Here is a 21823-nt window from a genome sequence, read left to right as displayed (position 1 = left end):
AACTGACAAAGATTTCTTTCAAGGTGATGATCAATATGTTGCACAAGTTAGGTCCGTCTCCACGCTGCCAGTATTACGCAAAGAATTCATTATTGAACCATACCAGGTGTTTCAATCAAGAGTTTTGGGCGCAGATTGTATTTTGCTCATTGCCGCTTGTCTTGATGATCAGCGCATGGAGGATTTAGCCATGTTGGCTATTTCTTGCCACATGGATGTATTAATTGAAGTGCACAATCTTGAAGAGCTTAAGCGTGTACAACAGTTACGCCTACCAATGGTGGGTATTAACAACCGTAATTTACGCACTTTTGATGTTACCTTGCAAACCACGATTGATCTATTAGAGGCCATTGACGACGATACACTCGTTATTACTGAAAGCGGCATTCTAGGCGCACAAGATGTTAAGCTCATGAAAGAGCACAATATTCATTCATTCCTAGTGGGTGAAGCATTCATGCGCCAGGATAACCCAGGTCAAGCACTAGAAGATATTTTCGCCTAAAATAGGGATGGCAACATGAACACAACAGTTAAATGGATTGACGGCATGATGATGGTAGGCGAATCTGCCAGCGGACACGCCATTGTGATGGACGGTCCTGAAGAGTTAGGCGGCAATAATTTAGGCGTTAGACCCATGGAAATGCTACTAATTGGCATGGGTGGTTGCACCACGGTTGACGTAGTCTCAACCCTAAAAAAGATGCGCGAAGTGGTTGATGATTGTCGCGTTGAAATTTCAGCTGAGCGTGCTGATGAACACCCTAAGGTATTTACTAAAATCCACCTACACTTTGTTATCAGTGGCAATAATCTTAACGAGAAAAAAATAGCCAAGGCGGTTAGTTTGTCGGCTGACAAATACTGCTCTGCCTCCATCATGCTTGGGAAAATGGCTGACGTTACTCACGATTTTTCTATCAATGACTAACAACTGGGGCTGGCTCGGCACCATTACTGGTATAACCGGAGGTTTACTAGTGGCGCTCAATTTTGAGTATTCTAAATTTGGCTACCTATTCTTCATGGTTTCAGCCATCAGCTGGATTATCCAGGGCGCTAAAAATAACGACAAATCGTTAGTGCTACTAAATGCTGTTTTTGTTTGTGTCAACACTCTAGGACTTTATCATTGGTTTTTTTAAAGCAGCTTAGTAAGGCGTTACTATTATTATCGCTTGGATTCGCACAAGTAGCATTTGCTGAAAATACAACCAATGAAACCATTAACGTTGCTGATGAGATTGAATCCATTAACTATGAAATTCTAGATTTAGAAGTTAGCTATGAAATGGGTGAAGATACGTACAATATCAACCTTGAAGCAACAGACATTCAAAACGAGCTTTTGTTTCATGAGTATCAACTTGGCACCCCTAAAGACGAAAATAGCAATTGGAATGAATCAGAGCAAGCCATTCTCGATGCAAAAATTAAACTTCAAGCCTTGCAAGAGAAAATCAAACTAGAAGGAGACTGGGGTCAACTGCGCTTTAGAATGATTGATTTTAAAGGAGATGACCCTGGCGCACTCAAACTTCGCTATAACTACGGTTTTTGAAACTAGCTATTTAAATTTAAAATATTTAGGGTATAATATTTTTTTTCATGGAGAGTTGGCCGAGTGGCTGAAGGCGCGCCCCTGCTAAGGGTGTATAGGGTTTATCCCCTATCGAGGGTTCAAATCCCTCACTCTCCGCCATAATTAATAAACCTTTATCATTATGACTGACGCACCTCTAGTAATTGCCGGAAAAACTTATAATTCTCGCTTACTGGTCGGCTCAGGAAAGTATAAAGATTTAACCGAAACAAAACTCGCAACGGATGCAGCTGAAGCTGACATTATCACCGTTGCCATTCGTCGTACTAATATTGGCCAGGATGAAAACGAGCCAAATTTACTTGATGTTATCTCGCCAGATAAGTACACCATTTTGCCAAATACGGCAGGCTGCTACACGGCCAAAGATGCTGTGCGCACTTGCCAATTAGCACGTGAATTATTAGGCGGGCATAACTTGGTAAAGCTTGAGGTACTAGGCGATGAAAAAACACTTTATCCAAACATTGTTGAAACACTAGCAGCCGCAAAAACACTAGTTAATGACGGCTTTGATGTGATGGTCTACACCAGTGACGACCCAATTGTTGCTAAAGAGCTTGAGAATATCGGTTGTGCCGCCGTAATGCCACTCGCCTCACTGATTGGCTCAGGCCAAGGCATTGCCAACCCTGCCAACATCAAATTAATCAAAGAACAAGCCAAAGTGCCTGTGTTGGTTGATGCAGGTATTGGCTGTGCCACGGATGCAGCGCGTGCGATGGAGCTTGGCTGTGATGGCGTCCTAATGAACTCTGCTATTGCCAATGCGCAAGACCCTATTTTGATGGCCAGTGCAATGAAACATGCAGTGATTGCTGGCAGAGAGTCCTACCTAGCAGGAAGAATGATGAAAAAAGCTTACGCTTCTGCCTCCTCACCAATGGAAAACTTAATCTAAAAAACTTAAAGATTCAAGTAAAAAATACCGATAAATTAGCGGTATTTTTTTCAATTCAAATTACTCTAAAAAGCTTTCAGGCTCTTTTTCTGATTCTGGCTTTTTAGTTCTTTTGGCGGGTTTGGCTAACACCTCTAGATAAAATGTATCTAGGCCTTCATCATGCGCCTCTGCAATAACCTTGTTAATTTCTGACACATGAATCATGCCAGCAGAGGCTTCATCTGCACCAAAACGACAATCAAAATCCCAAAAATCCATATCATCGGGTAGTTTTTTATTACGCTCGCGCTTAATATATTTTTTTAACTCATGCTTAATGGCATCTGCCACTCTAGGTCTTTGTTTTTTAGGATGGGAAAAGCTAAATGTCTTTTTCATGGCGCTTAGATAATAATAATTAAGTTGTTATTTTAAGCGAGACTTAAAACAGTATTTAAGTTAATCCAACTCTTTCAATTCAGTGGTGTTGTTTATAAAGATAAAACCATCGTAACGTCTCGGCAAAATACTGGGCACATAGTGTTTTGACTTTTCATGGTCTGGATCGTAAACAACGCCAATAGCTCGGTGTTGACGATATTGGTTAAGCAATAAATTTGCCCGATCTCTGTTGTTAAACAATAAGTAAAAACTAGGTTTGTTGATCTGACTTAATATTTGCTCATAACTCCCATCAGCACCAATAGGAACAGTCATTACTTGCATGGGCTCACCCCAACTATGTGCCGCAGACACTTTCCCTTGATTCGTGCCAAACCCTAGAATAAACACTCGGCGTTCTCCAAATTCGGCTCTGCTCAAATGACCAATATTATTTAAACCACTTGAATACATGGGCGTAGCTCGTGCATCGCCCACATGTGTATTATGTGCCCAAATAATACCCTTAGATTGATCGCCGTGCAAAGCTAGCAATCGCTTGATTGATAACCACATGTGGTCGGCTCGACTATTCCAGGAGTCGGTATTTTTATCAAGATCACTTAAACGGTAAAAAGATTCGGCATTTTTAACAATTAGTGCATTTTGCTCAGCCTGAAAAAAATCAATTTCTTTAAAAGTGTTATTAGTCGCAACAAGATAATGCAGAAGATTAGCAACAGCAGTCAAACCCTGTTGACATGAAAAATCGCCACGTGCTATGTTTTGCTCCCAATATTGGCGATACCTCCTGGTAAAGCACTTAAGATTTTGATTAACTTGGGTGTAATAATAAGGAAAATACTGATCGATAAATACCAACAGCCCGTCAATAGCATCCTGTTGTTCGTATACATCCATGCCATAAATACCCACTTTTTCATGATCAGGCAAATTGAAGTTATATTTTCTTAGCCACTCGGCAAGATTTTCAATATAACTATTTTTCCACATCCACTCTGGCCAACGGTTAAAAGTGTGCAAAACCTCTCTAGCCGATGATAAAGAATTTGAGGTATTTTTAACATATTGATTTAAACGAGCAATTGAAGCCCAATCACCCTCCACAACAATAAAATTAAATTTCTTTTCACGGATTAGACGCTTGGTAATTTCCAGACGCTTAGCGTAAAACTCTGCACTGCCATGCGATGATTCTCCCAGCATTACCAATTGACGATCACCCATTAACTCAATCATTTCATTCAGACTGCTTGTAGTGATTAACGGCTTCGCCTTAGATGAAAAATATCCAAGCAGGTAATCGTCTGAAGGTGGCGCATTAGCAAAAGTGACTGATGAAAACAGCATGATGAAAAATAGCCTTATCTTTTTCATAGTGATCAGCAAGATTTACCAAAGAATAAGTTAATTCTACACTCATGCAACGAACAAATAAATATTAAAATAAGGCTTATGAATTTTTCAGAAAAATTATTAGCCATTAAAAAAAGCCATCTTTATCGATCAAGAAAAGTGTCTGAGAGTGCGCAAGATACACAAATAATAATCAATGGAAAATCACTGATTAATTTTTGTTCAAATGATTACCTGTCATTGGCTAACCACGCCCTTGTTAAAGAATCATTCAAACAAGGGGTTGATAAGTTTGGTGTCGGCTCTGGCGCTTCCCATTTGGTCAGCGGACATTCTCGTGCCCATCACGATCTAGAAGAGGCATTAGCCGACTACACGCAACAGGAGCGAGCCTTGCTATTCTCAACGGGCTATAGTGCTAATTTGGGTGTTTTTTCAGCGCTTAGAGATGAGCTAGACTGGGTATTACAAGACAAACTCAACCACGCATCACTCATTGATGCCAATCAACTCATTGGTTTACCATTACAACGATATTTGCACAATAATATCGAATCACTCAATAAAAAAATTAGCAAACAATCGGGCCAAGGCATGATTGTGACTGACAATATCTTTAGTATGGATGGTGACCAGGCAAATATCGATGATTTACAAAAAATCTCAAATTTTTCTAATGCAATTTTAATGCAGGATGATGCGCATGGATTTGGCGTATTTAAGCCAAATATTCCGAAAAATTCTATTTATATGGCCACTTTAGGCAAAGCTGCAGGCACAATGGGCGCTTTTGTAGCTGGAAACGCTGATTTTATTGAATTTTTAATCCAAAAATCGCGCCCGTACATCTACACCACCGCCATCTCGCCTGCCATTTGTACAGCAACACTCAAAAGTCTAGATTTAATCAAACAAGGTGAGCAAAAAGCTAAATTGCTCGCCAATATTGATTTTTTCCGGAATTTTTCCGAAGCTATCGGTCTGCCAATTTCCAAATCTAGTAGTGCCATTCAACCACTCATTATTGGCAATAGTGAAAAAGCCCTAAAAATTAGTCAACAATTATTTGAACAGGGATTTTATGTCAGTGCCATTCGCCCACCAACTGTACCCAAAGGCACAGAGCGATTGAGAATCACCCTGAATGCTAATCACTCTCAAAGTCAAATCGAACAGCTACTAGCTTGTATTAAAAATGCTCTATAGTCAAACCACAGGCGCCGGCCCCGATCTTGTACTGCTTCACGGTTGGGGTTTTAATTCAGATTTATTCGATAGTCTGATTGAAAAATACAAACATCAATATCGAATTACTAAAATTGACCTACCTGGTCATGGCAGAAGTGATGATGTCGCTGGAGGACTGGATGAATGGTGTGATGAAATTATTAAACTATTACCCAACAATCCAATTCTATTAGGCTGGTCATTGGGTGGATTGCTAGCCATTAATCTGGCTAAAAAAATCAAGTTATCAAAATTAATTCTTGTAGCATCTACCCCAAACTTTGTACAGAATTCTCATTGGCAATACGGTATTAATGCTGATAATTTTCAACAGTTTTCTAATGCGTTGTCACTTAATTTATCAAAAGGATTAAAGCGCTTTGTTAGTTTACAAACTCAAAATAAAAATCAGCTGAAAACTTTAATTCAGTCAATTGATACGCTGCCAGCAAGCGCAAGCGCGCTCAATCAGGGTTTGGAAATTTTATTAACCAGTGATTTAACCGAGCACTTTAAACATCTATCAATTCCTATTGAAGCAACTCTAGGTAGCCGTGACACGCTCGTGCCACATACAATCAAACAATGGTACTCAAATCAAAATATATCGGTATCGTTATTGGATACTGGCCACCTGCCTTTTTTACACAACGACTTTAAACTATGAATAAAACTAAATCAATTGCACCAACTCTGCTAATTATATTTTTAGTATTTTGGGGTATTTTAGCGATCAATCCGATGTATCGAGATATCTGGTTTGCGGAAAATATTATTTTAATTATTTGTATTTCTTACTTAATATTTCATTATCCGTCCTATCAATTCTCTAATTCTGCCTACTGGCTTATATTTATTTTTTGCATATTGCAAACTATTGGCGCGCACTACACCTATGCACAAGTGCCATTTGGATTTTGGGTGGCAGAACTGTTAGATTTACAAAGAAACCATTTTGATCGACTTGTGCATTTTGCATTTGGATTTTTAATTATTCTTCCATTTAAAGAAAAATTTGATCGCGTTGTTAGTTTTTCAAATCATCGTATTGAAACTTTTGCGCTGGTTATGATTTTTATTGGCATTGGTGCCAGCTATGAAATACTAGAATGGTGGTATGCAGAAATCTATGAACAAGACAGCGCATCCAACATGTTTCTCGGTTCTCAAGGTGATATTTGGGATGCTGAAAAAGATGTATTTTTAACAGGTGTTGGCGCCTGGTTGTTTTTAATCTTTACCAATAGTAAGAAAAAATTCCTATAATTTTTTAACTTTATTTCGCTGCTCTTTTAAATTGCTGACATAAGTATCAGCATCACCGTAATCAATAAAGTCCCAATACCGATCATGTGGATTTTTCACTCTTCTTGCATGTTTTATAGGGCAAAAATACTGCTCTGTCATAGAGGCTATCTCACCTACATAACTCAATAGGCCATTTGCATAACCACAATACATGCAGCCGATTTTTTCAATAGTATTGAGATAACCAAGCTTATGCCTGTCAATCACAATATAGTCACTTCTTTTAATTTTTTGCACTTTGTAAACTGGAAAACAAATAGCTTGATACAAAGATACAAATAAGTCCAATAAAAGTAATGGCACAATCAAAATATAAATAAGAGGCGCGGTAATGATAATTAACGGATTGGCATCAAATAAATAGCGCAAAGAACCTGTTTTTAGCTTCTTATGAGCTTTAAGCAAAGTTCTTTCAAAGGTAATCCGTTTTTTACTAAATTGATAATTAAATTGTTTTCGCTTGGATTCAACATTTGTTTCTAAGTTTTTCTTAATTTGGTTAAATTGATCAATAAGATCTTGAATGGCTGAATTTGACATAATTAGTCACTAGTTAAAATAAACAATACCTTGATTTTAACCGACTATATCCATCCCATTGCTATCTATGTAGATGCTATTTGAGTATAATTTCCATAAAGTTACAAACCTTGGAGAAGGCTATGAGTGTAGTTGTTGGTGTTATTATGGGGTCTAAATCAGATTGGCCAACCATGAAAAATGCAGTAGAAATGTTGGAAGAATTTGGCGTAGCGCATGAGGTTGAAGTGGTTTCTGCGCATCGCACCCCAGACAAAATGTTTGACTACGCTGCTAGCGCCGAAGATCGAGGCTTAAAAGTAATTATTGCAGGTGCAGGTGGTGCGGCGCATCTACCTGGTATGGTGGCTGCCAAAACCATTGTTCCCGTACTTGGTGTGCCAGTACAATCGCGCGCGCTGAGCGGTCAAGATTCACTACTATCAATCGCACAAATGCCAGGCGGTATTCCTGTTGGAACGCTTGCTATTGGTGAATCAGGTGCTAAGAATGCCGGTATTTTAGCTGCACAAATTATTGCCAATCATGATGATAATGTCAAAGCAAAAGTTGCCGCTTTTAGAGCGAAACAAACTCAAGACGTTTTAGATAATCCAAACCCTGCAGGCTAAACGATGAAAATTGGTGTACTTGGCGCAGGCCAACTTGGCAGAATGATGGCAATTTCAGGCTATCCTTTGAATCATCAATTTGGCTTCTCTGGAAACTCAAACAATGAGCCTTCTGCATTACTTGGACACATGTTTGCACTGGAAGATAATGCAGACAACATTGAATCACTAGTTGCCTTTGCTGATGTTATTACTTATGAAAGTGAAAATACTGATGTTGAGGTAGTCAGAGAAATTAATAAAGACGTTCAAGTTTATCCAGGTGAAAAATCACTATTTATTACGCAACACCGTGGTCGTGAAAAAGCTTTATTTGACCAACTAAGCATTCCTTGTGCGCCATATCAAATGGTTAACTCTGAACAAGATTTGATCGATGCGGTAGATAACATTGGCTTACCGGCTATTTTAAAAACAGCAACTGAAGGCTACGATGGCAAAGGTCAATTTCTAATTCGTGAAACGAGTCAAATTGCTGATGCTTGGAAAAGCATGAATGGTGTTGAGTCCATTCTTGAAGGTTTTGTTAATTTTAAGCGTGAGCTTTCTTTGATTGCAGTGCGCGGTATTGACAATGATCATAAATACTACCCTTTGGTTGAAAATACACATCACGATGGAATTTTACGACTCACCATTGCCCCTGCACAAGCCATTAATTCTGAAGTGCAAAAAACAGCCGAGCATTACATGCAAACCTTGTTAGATGAAATGGATCATGTTGGTGTGCTGACTATTGAGTTATTTGAAACTGAAGATGGTTTAGTCGTAAACGAGATGGCACCCCGTGTTCATAATTCTGGCCACTGGAGCATTGAAGGTGCTAACACATCACAATTTGAAAACCATGTGCGTGCTATTAGTGGCATGCCACTAGGCGATACATCACCCGCTCACCCGTTTAGCGCCATGATTAATATCATTGGTGAAATTGGGCCAACTGATTTGGCACTTAAAATGTCAAATGCACACTTGCATTTATACGATAAAACTGAACGTGCTGATAGAAAGTTGGGACATATTAACATCACTGCTAATACCCTATCTGAACTAAACGCCAGCATTGCCACCTTAACTGACTTTTTACCCAACTAAAAACTATGTCTGACGAATATAACTGGCCTGCATCCATTCTTTATCATCCGATGGGTGACCCAATTAACATCAAGCCGATTGACGACAACCCTTCTTTTGGTGAAGATGAATTAGCAACCTTTATTGGCGGACCTGTTGATCAGATTAAGCTTGATAATGGCATGCTGATAGTCAACGAACAAGGCAAAGAGATGGGATTGGCGCTTAATGATATGGCCAGTAAAAATGGCTACTCACTATATGGCAACGTTATCTTTGTGCCGAAGATTGTGCAACCGGCACCTGAGCCGATTAAGTTTGATATCAAGAATCTATAACACTATTACACTAGGCAACACAGAGACAACCAACAAGATGGCCATGATTCGATTAAACCATCGATAGTGAGTATCTGTTTTAATTAATTTTTTCATCTGAGATCCTAGAAACAACCAGGATCCATTACATGGAAAAATGGCAATCATAAAACTCAAGGCTAAAATCCAGGTTGTTGACTGCATGTCAGCACTTGAGGTAAATACACCAATGCCACTAAAGATCATTACCCAAGCCTTTGGATTAACCCATTGAAACAACACAGCTTGAACAAAGCTCAGTGGCTTGGCTATCTATTAACCGCTGCTTTTTAGTTATAAATAATTTATAAGCCAAATACAGCAAATAGAAAAACGGATAATAAATTATCCATTGCTAAACTTCACCTTGAAGCTTTCTGCCAAACTAGCTTCTAATTGGTAAGCTTCCTTTTCACTGATAGGCTTGTCACGCAAATGCTGAATAACGTGAATCATCTCATGACAAAACGCAGTGATAAACTTATCTATTGATAGATTTTTATCAATATCGATATAGAATTTTCCCTCGCCTTCATGATCCGTCCAAGCCTGAGCATGCTCAACAACTTTGATTTTTAGATCAACATCAATTTGTTTCTTGATGTTTAACGCTTGAGAGCAGAAAACATAAAGATCTTTTGCTAATCTTTGTTGAATACTTGTTCCGCCTTCAACATAGATCATGAACTAGCCAAATTCTTTCTCTAAGTAAGCTTTAATGTCAGCTGATTCAAACATCCAGGTTACTTTGCCGTTCTCAGTAATTTTCAAACAAGGCACTTGTACTTTACCTGTTTCTTTCATCATCTCTTCACGATACATGCCGCCACGAGTTTGTGCATTACGAGTAACAATATTAATGTTTAACCGTCTAATAACGCGTCTAATGATAATGCAAAATGGGCAAGCGAAAAACTGATAAAGCTCAATTGTTTGTGCTTTTGTGTCAGCGACTGCCTGAGCATCCGTATCTCTTTTTACTTTCTTAACCGGAATTAATCGACTGATTAACGCAATTAATGCGCCTAGACCATTTCTAAATGCTTTTAATAAAATTTTCATGTTGTTTATTTCCTATTCTCAAATGCTGTTAATGTGTTTTCAAGTAGTGTGGCAATTGTCATCGGCCCGACACCGCCTGGCACTGGCGTGATCCATGCTGCATTAACGCTCGCCGCATCAAAATCAACATCACCAACTAATTTTCCACTATCAAGGCGGTTAATACCCACATCAATAACAACAGCACCTGGCTTAACCCAATCACCCTGAATCATCTGTGGAATGCCAACAGCGGCCACCACAACATCAGCCTGCTGAAGTTTGCCTGATAAGTCTGTGGTCTTGCTATTACAAATGGTCACGGTTGCACGCGCATTTAAAAGCTCCATCGCCATCGGGCGACCCACAATATTAGACGCGCCAACAACCACACAATTTTTACCCACCAAGTCAATACCTGTTGTGGCCAACATGGTCATTACCCCCTTGGGTGTACATGGGCGCAAATAAGCCTTATTTTGCATCAATTTGCCAATATTCTCGCTATGAAAGCCATCTACATCTTTTTCAGGAGAAATGGTCTCAATCACTAAATTTGCATCTAAATGTTCCGGCAAAGGTAGTTGCACTAAAATGCCGTCAATTTTATCGTCATTGTTAAGACGCTCAATCTCATCGAGTAATTGCTGCTGGGTGATATCGGCTGGTTTGTTAATTTTTTCTGAATAAAAACCTACTTCCCTGCAAGCATTATCCTTGTTACGAACATACACAGCAGAAGCAGGATCATCACCCACTAGAATAACCGCCAAGCCTGGCGCTCGATCAAACTGTTTAACTTTTTTTGCAATATCATTGCGCAAATCTTGGGCAATTTTCTTACCGTCAATAATTTTCATTTTTTTAACCTTTGTTGTTAGGCGCTAATGCTGCCAACACCTTATCCAAATCATCTTGTGTGTCTACACCAAAGCCGGTATCGCCACAAGCATTCTCCACATGGACATCAAACCCTTCATTGAGTACGGTGAGCTGCTCAAGTCTTTCAACTTGCTCCAAACGTGAACTATCCATCTTTAAATATTGCTTAATAAATGCTGATCGATAAGCATAAATACCAATATGTTTATGGCACAATGACAAGTCAAAATCTTGCGCCTCTCTAAAATAAGGAATGGGTGCGCGAGAAAAATATAGCGCTTTGCCAAATTTATCGAATACCACCTTAACGCAATTTGGATCTAGGTATTGCGCTTTATCCGCCACCGGCTCACACAAGGTGGCCATCTGCATTTGACTTTTGTGTAAATTATCAGCTACTTGATTAATCACTGCTGGATCCAACATGGGTTCATCACCCTGCACATTGACAATAATTTCATCATCAGCAATATTTAATTCATTTAATACTTCTGCAATTCTTGAAGTGCCAGAAGTATGATGCTCACCCGTCATACAAACCTTAGCGCCAAAATTTTTGCAAACTTGCGCAATACGCTGATCATCAGTAGCAACAACAACTTGTGACGCACCACTCTTTGTGGCGTTTTCATAGGTAAGCTGAATCAAAGGCTTGCCATGGATGTCTTTTAAGAGTTTTGCGGACAATCTGCTCGATGCATACCGAGCCGGAATGATGACACTAAAACTCATCAGCTAATCTAGCTTTCTAGCTTCTTCTTCTAAAAGTACCGGAATGCCGTCTTCAATTGGATAAGCCAAACCGCTAGTTTTACAAACAAGCTCATCACCCACTTGCTCTAGGGGTGCTTTAGATTTTGGACATACTAATAATTTTAATAATTCTTTATCAATCATAATTTTGCGTCTAGCTTAGTCAGAAAATCTTCGCTCAAATTGACTTCAACATGCAAATACCACATACGGTCATTAGCGAACTCACTACATTTTACACAATCCTTAGCCGTCATAATAATCGGATGCTCGTCATCAAATGCTAAATCCTTATCCACATAAGGGTGATGATCTTTAAATTTATGGCGATACAAAATAGCGCAAAGATGCTTAATCACATCAAAAAACCTTTGTGGATGACCAATGCCTGCCACACCATGACACACCTTTTTAATGAAAAAATCTAGCGGCTGTTGCTCACCTGTTAATACATTGACAAAAAATTTAGGCTCTAGTCTCGCGGTAATTTCACCTGCTTGTATTGCGCCATTATTGATCACAAAATCCACTTCATTAAGTCGTGATTGTGACTCCCTAAGCGGCCCAGCCGGCAAGTAAAATCCATTGCCAAATCGACGTCTACCATCAACAACTGCTATTTCAATGTCTCTACCCATGGCGTAATGTTGCAAACCATCATCACTAATAACAACGTCTGGTTGGCACTGCTCAATAAGATCATAGACTGCTTTGGAACGATCTTTATTAATCATCACAGGCACACCTGTTTGCATGGCGATTAACAATGGCTCGTCACCAGATAAACCGGCGCTCGTACCAACATCCACCAGCAAACTACCGGATGCATGCGAACCGCCATAGCCTCTGGATACTACGCCCACTTTCTTATCTTGCTGTTGAAAATGCTTGACCAGTTTTATAACAATTGGTGTTTTACCACTGCCACCAACGGTAATATTGCCCACCACCACGACCGGCACTTTAAATTGATTAGTCGTAAAAACCCCAATTCGATAGAGCATTCTACGCATGCTACTTAATGCATAGAAAACACCAGAGATCGGTAACAGTAGATAATTAACAACCCCCCGAGTATTTAAATCCATTTAGATTTATTTAAAACACTCATTTGAATTTTCAAATTTCTTCTCAGTAAATCTTAAAAATCCTGCAGCAATGGTTAATATCATAATTGCAACAACCATAATTAACACATTAAACTTATCTGTAGAAACTAACTCTTTCATGTCAATTACTAGGAATCTAGTGATGGCTGTAATCGCAATATAGATCAGGAAAATAACTGGCAGTCGATGAGTTTTAAAATAAATACCCGTCATCGCACCTAATTCTAAATAGATGAATAATAGCAAAATATCTTTGAGTGAGGCAAAACCAGACTCATGTTGCATGATGATTAAATATTCACCAATGGCTGACCAAACGATCGTACCGCCAATAACAAACAAACCCACAACGTGAAAAACCTCAATTAAAAAATCCCCCAATTGATCAATCCGATCTTTAGCTGTTACCTTTGACATTTTCTCCCCTCATTATTTAGTTATTTACAAAGTGCTAATTATGACAAAATATCAGCACCATGAGTATCGAATTTGACATTTCTAACCAGTATTTGCGATCAAATCGCAAAAAAGGCTTTGTATCCTTTATTTCTGGCGTGTCAATGATAGGGTTAATTTTAGGTGTCATGACACTGGTGACGGTTTTATCAGTCATGAATGGCTTTCATCAGGAGCTTCGAGATCGGGTGCTAAGCGCCATATCACATTCAACCATTAGTGATTATGATGGTGCGCTATCTAATTGGCAAGACGCGCAAACAACCATCAATCAAACGCCACATGTTATTAACTCTGCCCCTTATATTGAAAAATATGCCCTACTCAACACCAGCAATGGCGCTCAAGGAATCAGTGTTCGAGGCATTATTCCTGAGCTAGAAACACAAACCTCAGTACTACTAGACAACATGAAACTAGGAGATAGCAACCTTGCCAAATCTGGCATATTACTCGGATCTGGATTAGCAACACAATTAGGAGTCACGCTGGGTGATAAAGTAACATTACTCACCCCACAACTTTCCTCAAGCATTATTGGTGTTCAACCACGCTTTAAGCGCTTTAGTGTCTCAGGTATATTTGATGCTGGCGTTAATGAGTATGATAATAATTTAGCATTTATCCAGCTTAAACAAGCACAACTACTTTACTCAATGAAAAATAAGGTGAGTGGCATTCGACTTAAGGTGGATGACTTATTCAATGCTAGGTCTATCACTCAAACAGCAGTCAAGCGCCTAGGCAATCATCAATACTACGGCATTGACTGGACACAACAAAAAGCTAATTTTATTAAGGCGCTAAATCTTGAAAAACAAATGATTGGCATTGTGCTATCACTCATTATTGCCGTCGCCGCCTTTAACATTGTTTCGATGATGGTGATGGTAGTAACTGATAAAACGGCTGATATTGCTATTTTGCGCACCCTGGGTATGACGCCAAAACGCATTGTCAAAGTGTTCTTCTACCAAGGGCTCACTATTGGCATTATCGGCATTGTGATCGGCCTAATGCTGGGTGTATTGTTAGCATTAAACATTGAAGCTATTGTGAGCAGCATTGAGACATTGCTAGGATTTGAGTTTTTTCCAAAGGATGTGTTTTATATTAATCGCTTCCCTTCTGAAATACAACTTAACGACATTATCATGATTGCCGTAGGCGCCTTTATATTGGTGATATTCGCCTCTATTTATCCTGCCAAACGCGCTGGCAAAGTGGCGATTGCCAAGGTGTTGAATCATGAGTAGTATTATCCGCTGCAAAGATCTCAATTATCATTATGAGGATGGATCTCAACAGAATCAAATTATCAATAATCTCAATTTTGAAGTGCAAGCGCAAGAATCGATCGCAATTCTAGGCCAGTCAGGCTGTGGCAAATCTACTTTGCTAAATTTATTGGGTGGTATTGATCATCCTAGTAGTGGCCAAGTAATTATTAACAATACAGATCTGTCAACCTTAAACGAGACTGAGATTACTCAGCTTAGAGCTGACAATTTAGGTTTTGTTTATCAATTTCACCACTTGCTTAAAGATTTTAACGCGATCAACAATGTCATGATGCCACTACTCATTCAAGGCATTGATAAAAAATCCGCCCAACAGGCAGCCACAAAAATATTGGCAACCATTGGTCTCGAACATCGTCACAACCATTTACCTAGTGAATTATCAGGCGGCGAAAGGCAGCGCGTTGCGATTGCTAGAGCGCTAATTACCCAGCCAAAATGTTTATTAGCAGATGAACCAACTGGCAATCTTGATCGTCAAAATGCTGATGAAGTATTGAATTTAATGATTAAACTTAACCAAACGCACAACAGCGCTTTGATTATTGTTACTCACGATGAACGAATTGCAGAAAAAATGCAGCGAGTATTGGTATTGGAGAATGGTCAGTTTAGCTAATGGACGAACTCTTTCTCGTCAGCACGTTGTTTTCATCAACGTAACATAAAGTTGGCGCAAAGTTTTTAACCTCTTCTTCATCATAGCTTGCATAAGAAGCAATAATCAACAAGTCCCCAACCGCTGCTTTATGGGCTGCTGCACCATTAACTGAAATAACCCCAGTGTTTTCTTTGCCACGAATAGCGTATGTGGTAAAGCGATTACCATTAGCAATATTATAAATTTGAATTTGTTCAAAAGTACCAATACCAGCTGCATCTAATAACGCACCATCAATTTCACACGAGCCTTCGTAATCAACCTCTGAGGCGGTTGCAGTTACTCGATGAAGTTTAGCTTTTAAAAATGTTCTTTGCATAATCGTTTATTTTGAATTTAATACCTTAGGGTTTTGCAAGTATTTTTTTATTTTCTACGAAGTAAGTTAAGTAAAGTTTTTTTAGAATTTTCAAGACAAATTAGTTTTATAACGTAGGCGCTTACACAAAGTATATAGCAAGTGATAAAACTAATTCAACACAGAAAAAATAACAAAAATTAGCTTAACAGTTGGATCATAATACCTGCCGCAATAGCAGAGCCAATAACACCCGCCACATTAGGACCCATAGCATGCATTAACAAGAAGTTATGCGGATTTGACTCTAACCCTACTTTGTTAGAGACACGCGCCGCCATTGGTACAGCAGACACGCCAGCCGAACCAATTAATGGGTTAATTTTATTCTTGCTAAACAGGTTCATGGCTTTGGCCATTAACAAGCCACTAGCCGTGCCAATCGCAAATGCAACCATACCCAGTACCAAAATACCTAGGGTTTCTGGTTGCAAGAACTTGTCCGCCATAAGCTTTGAGCCAACTGCCAAGCCTAAGAAGATTGTAACAATGTTGATTAGTGCATTTTGAGTAGTATCACTTAAGCGATCAACCACGCCAGATTCTTTCATCAAATTACCAAAGGCAAACATACCTAATAATGGTGCTGCATCTGGCAATAGTAGTGCAACCAACATTAACAACATAACTGGGAAAATGATTTTTTCTGCTGTTGACACTTCACGCAATTGCACCATTTCAATTTGACGCTCTTTTTCAGTGGTTAGTGCGCGCATGATTGGCGGCTGAATTAATGGCACTAATGCCATGTATGAATAAGATGCCACAGCAATTGCACCTAATAACTCTGGTGCCAGTTTACTGGCCACATAAATACTGGTTGGGCCATCTGCACCACCAATAATACCAATAGCGGCGGCGTCAGTTAAACTGAAATCAAATACGCCGGCGGCGGTTAATGCCATCGCACCAAGTAGCGTTGCAAAAATACCAAATTGTGCAGCGGCGCCGAGTAACAAGGTTTTAGGATTGGCCAAAAGTGGGCCGAAATCGGTTAATGCACCTACACCCATAAAAATAATCAACGGGAAAGCGCCTGACTCAATACCAATGACATAAAACAAATGCAATATACCCTCACCTTCAGCAATGCCGGCACCGGGAATATTAGCCAGAATCGCGCCAAAACCAATCGGTAGCAGTAATAAAGGCTCAAAATTCTTAATAATGGCTAGATACAATAGCAACATGCCAACTAATAACATTAGCCCTTGACCCCATACCATTTGATATAGACCCGTATTTAACCAAAGTGAATTTAACTGTTCCATATAAAAACTCTAATTAATTATGCCAATGATAATAACGTTTGGCCTACAGTTACTGCATCACCTTCTCTAATGCTAATATCTGTTACCACACCACTTCTGGCTGCTTTAATTTCTGTTTCCATCTTCATGGCTTCAAGAATGACCAGCACATCACCCTCATTTACTTTTTGATTAACAGAAACCATTACTTTCCAAATATTGCCAGATAATGGTGCGCCAATTGCCTCGCCACCTGTAGCTGGCACTTCGCTAACGATTTCTTTTTGCGCAGCAGGCGCTGCTGTAGGTTCAGCAGAAGCAGGTTGCATTGATGTAATATCACCGCCTGCTGACACATCAACCGTATAAGAATTACCCTTGAATGACACAGTGTAAGTACCTTCTTCACTATCTGGTGCTGAGCAATTATCACTCTCTTGAGGCTTAGGCTCAAAGAAATCTGGATTATTACGATTTTCTAAGAACGAAATACCCACTTGCGGGAATAAAGCATAGGTCATTAAATCATCAATCTTATTAGGTGCCAACTGAATATTTTTCTCAGCAACAATTTTGTCAAATTCTTGCTCTAGAATATGCATTTCCGGGGCAATGTTGTCCGCTGGACGACAAGTAATTGGTTCCGAACCCTCTAATACTTTAACTTGCAAAGCTTGATCAACATCAGCTGGCGTCGCGCCATATTCACCTTTTAAAACACCTGCAGCCTCTTTGGTAATGGTTTTATAACGCTCACCCGTTAATACATTGAGTACTGATTGCGTACCTACAATCTGTGATGTTGGTGTTACCAATGGAATGTAGCCTAAATCTTTTCTAACACGCGGAATTTCGGCCAATACTTCGCCCATCTTGTCAGCTGCATTTTGCTCACGCAATTGATTTTCCATATTGGTCAACATGCCACCAGGCACTTGAGATAACAAAATGCGTGAATCTACACCTTTTAATGAACCTTCAAATTTGGCATATTTACAACGAATTGGACGGAAATAAGCATCAATTTCTTCTAATTTTTCTAAATTTAATCCAGTTTTTCTAGGGCTGTTTTCTAAAATAGAAACTACTGAGTTGGTTGCAGAGTGTCCGTAAGTCATACTCATAGAGCCAATCGCTGTATCAACACGATCAATACCCGCTTCAACCGATTTAATAATGGTCGCTGTAGAAAGGCCTGTGGTTGCATGTGCGTGCAGCTGAATCGGAATGTCAATGGTCTCTTTAAGTTGTTTGACTAAATCATAGGCAACATATGGTTGCAATAAGCCAGCCATATCCTTAATACACAAAGAATGTGCACCCATGTCTTCAATACGCTTAGCCATGTCTAGCCAGGTTTGTGTATTGTGTACCGGACTTACTGTGTAAGAAATAGTACCTTGAGCATGCTGATCCAACTTAACCGCTTGATCCACAGCAGTTTTTAGATTTCTAACATCATTCATGGCATCAAAAATTCTAAACACACCAACACCGTTTTCTGCGCAACGATCTACAAATTTACGCACCACATCATCACTATAATGACGATAGCCCAATAGGTTTTGACCACGCAACAACATCTGCTGCGGGGTGTTTGGCATTACTGCTTTAATTTCACGAATACGATCCCACGGATCTTCGCCCAAATAGCGAATACATGAATCAAACGTTGCACCACCCCATGACTCTACAGACCAGTAGCCAATTTTGTCTAGCTTGTCAGCAATCGGCAGCATGTCGTCAATGCGCATGCGCGTTGCAAAAAGGGATTGATGTGCATCTCTAAAAACAAGCTCAGTAATCTCTACCTTTTTGCCTTCAGTATTGGTTGATTTTTTAGTCATATTCCTTAGAAAATTTAGCATGATCCTTATGCTCCCCTATGCATCTTGATTGCTTGTTCAATAACAAACTTTGTCTCCTCGTCAATCTCTTGTTCGAGGGTTGTTGTATTGTTATTTTGCTCAGGCTCATCGATTGATTTAGCCTGAAGTTTTTGAATAATAGCTGACATTAGCTTGGTCACAAAAACCAGCAATGTTAAAAACAAGAAAACAAAACCCATACCAAACATGGTTAGGTTTAAAGCTTGTGCTAATAAGTCTGCTTGTTCCATACTATTACTCTTTTATTAATTTGGTACCGATGGACGGGGTCGAACCGTCACTCCGTGAGGAACCGGATTTTGAATCCGGCGTGTCTACCAATTCCACCACATCGGCAATAAACTGTACTACTTGTGTCTAAAAGTAATTCTACCCTTAGTTAAATCATACGGTGTCATCTCAACGGTTACTTTGTCACCTGGAAGAATTCGAATATAGTGTTTACGAATCTTGCCTGAGATGTGTGCCAGAACACTATGGCCATTTTCCAATTCAACCGTGAAAGTTGTATTAGGTAGCTTTTCTTTGACCACGCCTTCTAACTCAATGTAATCGCTTTTTGACATAAATATTTTTAAATTTAAACTTAGTAAATTGGAACATTTTACCCGAATGTCGCCTCGTTAACAAATAAAGGGAAACACTCTTATAGATTTGAAATAAGCTATAATTAGCCTATTTTTAGCCAACGTTACAAACAAATGCAGTTAAGTTTTGAATTTTTCCCGCCCAGAACCGAACAAGGTAAATTAAATCTTAAGCAGGTTCGTCAAGAATTATCTGTCATTAACCCGCATTATTTCTCAACCACTTTCGGTGCTGGCGGCACCACACAAGATGCCACACTTGAAACGGTTTTGGATATTCAGGCTAATGACGGCGTATCGGCAGCGCCACATCTTTCTTGTATCGATTCGGATAAATCAAATATATTAGCGTTATTAAATCAATACAAGGCTGCTGGCATTAATCGTATTGTTGCACTACGTGGCGACATTCCTTCAGGTGTTCGAGATATTGGCGATTTTCATTATGCCAATGAACTGGTTGCTTTTATTCGTCAAGAATTTAACGATCATTTTCATATTGAAGTGGCAGCCTACCCTGAAATGCACCCGCAAGCAAAAAATATGAATACTGATATTGAGCACTTTATCAATAAAGTTAAAGCCGGTGCAGATGGCGCTATTACTCAATATTTTTACAACGCAGACGCTTACTTTCGCTTTGTTGACGAAGTGCAAAAACAAGGTGTTGATACGCCAATTACCCCCGGTATTATGCCAATTACCAATCATGATCAATTGTTGCGATTTTCCAATATGTGTGGCGCTGAAATACCTCGCTGGATTGAGAAGCGCTTAGCTGCTTTTAATGATGACAATGAATCACTAAGGGCTTTTGGCTTTGAGGTTGTTGCGCAACTGTGCGACCAATTAAAATCCCAAGGGGTTGATCATTTTCATTTTTACTCAATGAACAAAAGCCAGCCCACTTTACAGTTGGCTCAAACGCTAATTTAAAAACTAGTGTGTCTGCTGATCAACCCAACTTTGCAACTCGTTAAGCGGCTGCTTGTCTTGTTGGTGACAACATTTCTCCAATAACTCTAAACGCTCGCCCAGCTCCAAAAACACCAATTGATAATGCTTGTTCTTGAGCTCTTCTTTATAAAGTTTAGATTTTAATGAAGCAATAATTGTCATTAATGCTTGCTCATTTTCTTGTTTAATAGTATCAGCTGCGCCTGCTTTATACATTGCATCAGCCTTAATGCGCTGCATTTTTTGCAAATGTAAATCACGCTCTGAATGTAGGCTATGATTTGGATAAGCCAGGCGAATACTGTCCGTGGTTACGTAACCTTCATGGGTTTGCAATTTACCCGAATTGATTTGCTCTTGAATATTAGCACGGCTTAAGCCTAATCGACGAGCCGCTTGTGAAACGCTAAGTTTAACCATGTTATTCCCTCTCCCCAGAAAAATATCATTTATTACTGACTAAATTAATCAACTTATGATTGTTTGTCAAGTGTATCAATGGTTGCTAATACATCGATAATTGCTTGATCACCAATATCGTCTGTTACTAATACCTGTAAAAATCCCCTAGATAAAGCATGCTGGCGAATGCGTTGACTCAATACAATCAGCGGATAAACTGTTATTTTTTCTAGCTGATTAAGCTGGCCAGCCAACGCTATCAAGCCATCCAAATTTTCATTACTAGTTACACTAATCACACCCTGATCATTGGCAAGAAATGTTGTTAATGCTTGCTCGTGGGCACTTGTTTTATCACATACCACTCGATCATACACTTGTGCATACTCAACTTGATTATGGTTTTTTTCCAAACCCAATCTTAGTGTTTCGCGCCCACCCTTACCCCTAAAAATTAAGATATTTTTATGACGCAATTTCGCAACTGATTCAAGCGCTAACAACGCCTCACTTGAGGCTTTTTCTAAAGGAAAGCCATCAACTGTAATAGCTTGATCGGTTAAGCGTTTAGCCGTTGCTGCCCCTACCGCATAAACAGCTAAATAGTCTAGGGCATTTAGCAATTCCAACCCATGGTCAACCGCATTAGCGCTGATAAATATCACTGCATCATAGTGCATGTGCTCAACCTTTGTCTGCAAGGCAACAATTTCTAAGGTTGGAAATAGCAAAGGCTTCCAGCCCTGGTTGGCCACCAATGCCTCAAGTGGTTTAACTTGAGCGAGCGGACGTGTTAATAAAACATTCACTA

32 protein-coding genes and 2 tRNA genes are annotated in these 21823 nt (G+C 39.4%); 15 read left to right on the top strand and 19 right to left on the bottom strand.

Going from position 1 to position 21823, the window contains the following annotated elements:
- The 6 genes from PSN35_RS00350 to PSN35_RS00325 all read left to right on the top strand — a co-directional run.
- The coding region (locus tag PSN35_RS00350) for an indole-3-glycerol-phosphate synthase (protein ID WP_300028147.1) at positions 1 to 508 on the top strand (508 nt) is incomplete at its 5' end.
- A gap of 15 nt (positions 509 to 523) precedes the next feature.
- Positions 524 to 937, top strand: coding sequence for an OsmC family protein (locus PSN35_RS00345; RefSeq protein WP_300028145.1), 414 nt, complete (start codon positions 524 to 526; stop codon positions 935 to 937).
- Positions 930 to 1151: a hypothetical protein gene (locus PSN35_RS00340; RefSeq protein WP_300028143.1), complete on the top strand. Its 222-nt coding sequence runs from the start codon at positions 930 to 932 to the stop codon at positions 1149 to 1151. The genes PSN35_RS00345 and PSN35_RS00340 overlap by 8 nt, the downstream gene beginning before the upstream one ends.
- Complete coding sequence (locus PSN35_RS00335; RefSeq protein ID WP_300028141.1) at positions 1139 to 1567, top strand: hypothetical protein; 429 nt, start codon at positions 1139 to 1141, stop codon at positions 1565 to 1567. Before PSN35_RS00340 ends, PSN35_RS00335 begins: the two co-directional genes overlap by 13 nt.
- A gap of 49 nt (positions 1568 to 1616) precedes the next feature.
- Positions 1617 to 1708 (top strand) — tRNA-Ser (locus PSN35_RS00330).
- 22 nt (positions 1709 to 1730) lie between these two features.
- Positions 1731 to 2510, top strand: a complete 780-nt coding sequence (locus tag PSN35_RS00325; RefSeq protein WP_300028139.1) for a thiazole synthase — start codon at positions 1731 to 1733, stop codon at positions 2508 to 2510.
- Between the two features lie 60 nt (positions 2511 to 2570).
- On the opposite strand, the gene PSN35_RS00320 is transcribed toward PSN35_RS00325, so the two are convergent.
- Positions 2571 to 2891, bottom strand: coding sequence for a DUF6172 family protein (locus PSN35_RS00320; protein ID WP_300028137.1), 321 nt, complete (start codon positions 2889 to 2891; stop codon positions 2571 to 2573).
- A 60-nt stretch (positions 2892 to 2951) separates the two neighbouring features.
- Complete coding sequence (locus tag PSN35_RS00315) at positions 2952 to 4244, bottom strand: erythromycin esterase family protein (RefSeq protein WP_300028135.1); 1293 nt, start codon at positions 4242 to 4244, stop codon at positions 2952 to 2954.
- Between the two features lie 105 nt (positions 4245 to 4349).
- Here PSN35_RS00315 and PSN35_RS00310 point away from each other — a divergent pair, with 105 nt between their 5' ends.
- From PSN35_RS00310 to PSN35_RS00300, 3 genes are read left to right on the top strand one after another with little or no spacing between them, the layout of a single operon-like run.
- Positions 4350 to 5456 (top strand): 8-amino-7-oxononanoate synthase, encoded by a 1107-nt coding sequence (locus PSN35_RS00310; protein WP_300028133.1) that lies wholly within the window; start codon positions 4350 to 4352, stop codon positions 5454 to 5456.
- Positions 5446 to 6144 carry an alpha/beta fold hydrolase gene (locus tag PSN35_RS00305; protein ID WP_300028131.1) on the top strand — a complete coding sequence of 233 codons (699 nt, stop codon included), beginning with the start codon at positions 5446 to 5448 and terminating at the stop codon, positions 6142 to 6144. Before PSN35_RS00310 ends, PSN35_RS00305 begins: the two co-directional genes overlap by 11 nt.
- Positions 6141 to 6743 (top strand): DUF2238 domain-containing protein, encoded by a 603-nt coding sequence (locus tag PSN35_RS00300; RefSeq protein WP_300028129.1) that lies wholly within the window; start codon positions 6141 to 6143, stop codon positions 6741 to 6743. The genes PSN35_RS00305 and PSN35_RS00300 overlap by 4 nt, the downstream gene beginning before the upstream one ends.
- Here the strand turns inward: PSN35_RS00300 and PSN35_RS00295 are convergent.
- A complete protein-coding gene (locus PSN35_RS00295) occupies positions 6738 to 7325 on the bottom strand; it encodes a hypothetical protein (RefSeq protein ID WP_300028127.1) in 588 nt (195 codons plus the stop codon). The two genes, PSN35_RS00300 and PSN35_RS00295, sit on opposite strands and share 6 nt — an antisense overlap.
- Before the next feature lie 122 nt (positions 7326 to 7447).
- Between PSN35_RS00295 and purE the strand changes: the two genes are divergently transcribed.
- Genes purE through PSN35_RS00280 form a run of 3 tightly spaced genes read left to right on the top strand, consistent with a single transcriptional unit; the run spans position 7448 to position 9348 of the window.
- The gene (gene purE / locus PSN35_RS00290) at positions 7448 to 7936 is read left to right on the top strand and encodes a 5-(carboxyamino)imidazole ribonucleotide mutase (protein WP_300028125.1); all 489 of its coding nucleotides are present in this window, start codon (positions 7448 to 7450) and stop codon (positions 7934 to 7936) included.
- Positions 7937 to 7939: 3 nt separating this feature from the next.
- Positions 7940 to 9031: a 5-(carboxyamino)imidazole ribonucleotide synthase gene (locus tag PSN35_RS00285; RefSeq protein WP_300028123.1), complete on the top strand. Its 1092-nt coding sequence runs from the start codon at positions 7940 to 7942 to the stop codon at positions 9029 to 9031.
- A gap of 5 nt (positions 9032 to 9036) precedes the next feature.
- On the top strand, positions 9037 to 9348 hold the full coding sequence (locus PSN35_RS00280; protein ID WP_300028121.1) for a hypothetical protein: 312 nt from the start codon (positions 9037 to 9039) through the stop codon (positions 9346 to 9348).
- Here the strand turns inward: PSN35_RS00280 and PSN35_RS00275 are convergent.
- From PSN35_RS00275 to PSN35_RS00240, 8 genes are all read right to left on the bottom strand, one after another.
- Complete coding sequence (locus PSN35_RS00275) at positions 9343 to 9573, bottom strand: hypothetical protein (RefSeq protein WP_300028120.1); 231 nt, start codon at positions 9571 to 9573, stop codon at positions 9343 to 9345. The genes PSN35_RS00280 and PSN35_RS00275 overlap by 6 nt on opposite strands.
- 138 nt (positions 9574 to 9711) lie before the next feature.
- Entirely contained in the window at positions 9712 to 10050 is a 339-nt protein-coding gene (locus PSN35_RS00270; protein ID WP_300028118.1) for a hypothetical protein, read from the bottom strand.
- A 3-nt stretch (positions 10051 to 10053) separates the two neighbouring features.
- Complete coding sequence (locus tag PSN35_RS00265; RefSeq protein ID WP_300028116.1) at positions 10054 to 10428, bottom strand: glutaredoxin domain-containing protein; 375 nt, start codon at positions 10426 to 10428, stop codon at positions 10054 to 10056.
- A gap of 5 nt (positions 10429 to 10433) precedes the next feature.
- A complete protein-coding gene (gene folD, locus PSN35_RS00260; RefSeq protein ID WP_300028114.1) occupies positions 10434 to 11267 on the bottom strand; it encodes a bifunctional methylenetetrahydrofolate dehydrogenase/methenyltetrahydrofolate cyclohydrolase FolD in 834 nt (277 codons plus the stop codon).
- A gap of 4 nt (positions 11268 to 11271) precedes the next feature.
- Positions 11272 to 12021 (bottom strand): 3-deoxy-manno-octulosonate cytidylyltransferase, encoded by a 750-nt coding sequence (gene kdsB / locus PSN35_RS00255; protein WP_300028112.1) that lies wholly within the window; start codon positions 12019 to 12021, stop codon positions 11272 to 11274.
- 3 nt (positions 12022 to 12024) lie between these two features.
- Positions 12025 to 12186 (bottom strand): Trm112 family protein, encoded by a 162-nt coding sequence (locus PSN35_RS00250; protein WP_300028110.1) that lies wholly within the window; start codon positions 12184 to 12186, stop codon positions 12025 to 12027.
- Positions 12183 to 13130: a tetraacyldisaccharide 4'-kinase gene (gene lpxK / locus PSN35_RS00245; RefSeq protein ID WP_300028107.1), complete on the bottom strand. Its 948-nt coding sequence runs from the start codon at positions 13128 to 13130 to the stop codon at positions 12183 to 12185. Before lpxK ends, PSN35_RS00250 begins: the two co-directional genes overlap by 4 nt.
- Positions 13131 to 13136: 6 nt before the next feature.
- Complete coding sequence (locus PSN35_RS00240; protein ID WP_300028106.1) at positions 13137 to 13568, bottom strand: phosphate-starvation-inducible PsiE family protein; 432 nt, start codon at positions 13566 to 13568, stop codon at positions 13137 to 13139.
- Positions 13569 to 13627: 59 nt separating this feature from the next.
- Here PSN35_RS00240 and PSN35_RS00235 point away from each other — a divergent pair, with 59 nt between their 5' ends.
- Together PSN35_RS00235 and lolD are read left to right on the top strand one after the other, a co-directional pair.
- Positions 13628 to 14863 carry a lipoprotein-releasing ABC transporter permease subunit gene (locus tag PSN35_RS00235; RefSeq protein ID WP_300028104.1) on the top strand — a complete coding sequence of 412 codons (1236 nt, stop codon included), beginning with the start codon at positions 13628 to 13630 and terminating at the stop codon, positions 14861 to 14863.
- On the top strand, positions 14856 to 15527 hold the full coding sequence (gene lolD / locus PSN35_RS00230; RefSeq protein ID WP_300028102.1) for a lipoprotein-releasing ABC transporter ATP-binding protein LolD: 672 nt from the start codon (positions 14856 to 14858) through the stop codon (positions 15525 to 15527). Before PSN35_RS00235 ends, lolD begins: the two co-directional genes overlap by 8 nt.
- Here lolD and panD read toward each other — a convergent pair.
- The 6 genes from panD to infA all read right to left on the bottom strand — a co-directional run bounded on the left by panD (position 15520) and on the right by infA (position 19632).
- Positions 15520 to 15888: an aspartate 1-decarboxylase gene (gene panD / locus PSN35_RS00225; RefSeq protein WP_300028100.1), complete on the bottom strand. Its 369-nt coding sequence runs from the start codon at positions 15886 to 15888 to the stop codon at positions 15520 to 15522. The two genes, lolD and panD, sit on opposite strands and share 8 nt — an antisense overlap.
- Before the next feature lie 179 nt (positions 15889 to 16067).
- Entirely contained in the window at positions 16068 to 17198 is a 1131-nt protein-coding gene (locus tag PSN35_RS00220) for a sodium ion-translocating decarboxylase subunit beta (protein ID WP_300028098.1), read from the bottom strand.
- A 17-nt stretch (positions 17199 to 17215) separates the two neighbouring features.
- A complete protein-coding gene (gene oadA / locus PSN35_RS00215) occupies positions 17216 to 19024 on the bottom strand; it encodes a sodium-extruding oxaloacetate decarboxylase subunit alpha (protein ID WP_300028096.1) in 1809 nt (602 codons plus the stop codon).
- 26 nt (positions 19025 to 19050) lie between these two features.
- Positions 19051 to 19296, bottom strand: a complete 246-nt coding sequence (locus PSN35_RS00210; protein WP_300028094.1) for an OadG family protein — start codon at positions 19294 to 19296, stop codon at positions 19051 to 19053.
- A 21-nt stretch (positions 19297 to 19317) separates the two neighbouring features.
- A tRNA-Leu gene (locus tag PSN35_RS00205) sits at positions 19318 to 19402 on the bottom strand.
- A gap of 11 nt (positions 19403 to 19413) precedes the next feature.
- A complete protein-coding gene (gene infA, locus PSN35_RS00200; RefSeq protein ID WP_010645628.1) occupies positions 19414 to 19632 on the bottom strand; it encodes a translation initiation factor IF-1 in 219 nt (72 codons plus the stop codon).
- Positions 19633 to 19767: 135 nt separating this feature from the next.
- On the opposite strand from infA, the gene metF reads away from it, so the two are divergent.
- Entirely contained in the window at positions 19768 to 20589 is an 822-nt protein-coding gene (gene metF, locus PSN35_RS00195; protein WP_300028075.1) for a methylenetetrahydrofolate reductase [NAD(P)H], read from the top strand.
- 3 nt (positions 20590 to 20592) lie between these two features.
- Here metF and PSN35_RS00190 read toward each other — a convergent pair whose 3' ends face one another.
- Complete coding sequence (locus tag PSN35_RS00190; protein ID WP_300028073.1) at positions 20593 to 21030, bottom strand: hypothetical protein; 438 nt, start codon at positions 21028 to 21030, stop codon at positions 20593 to 20595.
- A 53-nt stretch (positions 21031 to 21083) separates the two neighbouring features.
- Complete coding sequence (locus PSN35_RS00185; protein ID WP_300028071.1) at positions 21084 to 21821, bottom strand: uroporphyrinogen-III synthase; 738 nt, start codon at positions 21819 to 21821, stop codon at positions 21084 to 21086.
- Between the last annotated feature and the right edge of the window lie 2 nt (positions 21822 to 21823).

Source organism: Candidatus Thioglobus sp., assembly GCF_028599055.1.
In the GTDB taxonomy this organism is placed as follows: Bacteria; Pseudomonadota; Gammaproteobacteria; order PS1; family Pseudothioglobaceae; genus Thioglobus_A.
This window is presented reverse-complemented; position numbering and strand designations above follow the sequence as displayed.

Coding starts and splice junctions, on each gene's coding strand:
- PSN35_RS00235 (WP_300028104.1), top strand. CDS start 13,628: ATGAGTATCGAATTTGACATTTCTAACCAGTATTTGCGATCAAATCGC.
- PSN35_RS00305 (WP_300028131.1), top strand. CDS start 5,446: ATGCTCTATAGTCAAACCACAGGCGCCGGCCCCGATCTTGTACTGCTT.
- lpxK (WP_300028107.1), bottom strand. CDS start 13,130: ATGGATTTAAATACTCGGGGGGTTGTTAATTATCTACTGTTACCGATC.
- PSN35_RS00325 (WP_300028139.1), top strand. CDS start 1,731: ATGACTGACGCACCTCTAGTAATTGCCGGAAAAACTTATAATTCTCGC.
- infA (WP_010645628.1), bottom strand. CDS start 19,632: ATGTCAAAAAGCGATTACATTGAGTTAGAAGGCGTGGTCAAAGAAAAG.
- PSN35_RS00340 (WP_300028143.1), top strand. CDS start 930: ATGACTAACAACTGGGGCTGGCTCGGCACCATTACTGGTATAACCGGA.
- PSN35_RS00310 (WP_300028133.1), top strand. CDS start 4,350: ATGAATTTTTCAGAAAAATTATTAGCCATTAAAAAAAGCCATCTTTAT.
- PSN35_RS00270 (WP_300028118.1), bottom strand. CDS start 10,050: ATGATCTATGTTGAAGGCGGAACAAGTATTCAACAAAGATTAGCAAAA.
- PSN35_RS00250 (WP_300028110.1), bottom strand. CDS start 12,186: ATGATTGATAAAGAATTATTAAAATTATTAGTATGTCCAAAATCTAAA.
- panD (WP_300028100.1), bottom strand. CDS start 15,888: ATGCAAAGAACATTTTTAAAAGCTAAACTTCATCGAGTAACTGCAACC.
- purE (WP_300028125.1), top strand. CDS start 7,448: ATGAGTGTAGTTGTTGGTGTTATTATGGGGTCTAAATCAGATTGGCCA.
- metF (WP_300028075.1), top strand. CDS start 19,768: ATGCAGTTAAGTTTTGAATTTTTCCCGCCCAGAACCGAACAAGGTAAA.
- lolD (WP_300028102.1), top strand. CDS start 14,856: ATGAGTAGTATTATCCGCTGCAAAGATCTCAATTATCATTATGAGGAT.
- PSN35_RS00220 (WP_300028098.1), bottom strand. CDS start 17,198: ATGGAACAGTTAAATTCACTTTGGTTAAATACGGGTCTATATCAAATG.
- PSN35_RS00280 (WP_300028121.1), top strand. CDS start 9,037: ATGTCTGACGAATATAACTGGCCTGCATCCATTCTTTATCATCCGATG.
- PSN35_RS00320 (WP_300028137.1), bottom strand. CDS start 2,891: ATGAAAAAGACATTTAGCTTTTCCCATCCTAAAAAACAAAGACCTAGA.
- PSN35_RS00295 (WP_300028127.1), bottom strand. CDS start 7,325: ATGTCAAATTCAGCCATTCAAGATCTTATTGATCAATTTAACCAAATT.
- PSN35_RS00265 (WP_300028116.1), bottom strand. CDS start 10,428: ATGAAAATTTTATTAAAAGCATTTAGAAATGGTCTAGGCGCATTAATT.
- oadA (WP_300028096.1), bottom strand. CDS start 19,024: ATGACTAAAAAATCAACCAATACTGAAGGCAAAAAGGTAGAGATTACT.
- PSN35_RS00275 (WP_300028120.1), bottom strand. CDS start 9,573: ATGATCTTTAGTGGCATTGGTGTATTTACCTCAAGTGCTGACATGCAG.
- kdsB (WP_300028112.1), bottom strand. CDS start 12,021: ATGAGTTTTAGTGTCATCATTCCGGCTCGGTATGCATCGAGCAGATTG.
- PSN35_RS00300 (WP_300028129.1), top strand. CDS start 6,141: ATGAATAAAACTAAATCAATTGCACCAACTCTGCTAATTATATTTTTA.
- PSN35_RS00240 (WP_300028106.1), bottom strand. CDS start 13,568: ATGTCAAAGGTAACAGCTAAAGATCGGATTGATCAATTGGGGGATTTT.
- PSN35_RS00190 (WP_300028073.1), bottom strand. CDS start 21,030: ATGGTTAAACTTAGCGTTTCACAAGCGGCTCGTCGATTAGGCTTAAGC.
- PSN35_RS00315 (WP_300028135.1), bottom strand. CDS start 4,244: ATGCTGTTTTCATCAGTCACTTTTGCTAATGCGCCACCTTCAGACGAT.
- PSN35_RS00345 (WP_300028145.1), top strand. CDS start 524: ATGAACACAACAGTTAAATGGATTGACGGCATGATGATGGTAGGCGAA.
- PSN35_RS00210 (WP_300028094.1), bottom strand. CDS start 19,296: ATGGAACAAGCAGACTTATTAGCACAAGCTTTAAACCTAACCATGTTT.
- PSN35_RS00285 (WP_300028123.1), top strand. CDS start 7,940: ATGAAAATTGGTGTACTTGGCGCAGGCCAACTTGGCAGAATGATGGCA.
- folD (WP_300028114.1), bottom strand. CDS start 11,267: ATGAAAATTATTGACGGTAAGAAAATTGCCCAAGATTTGCGCAATGAT.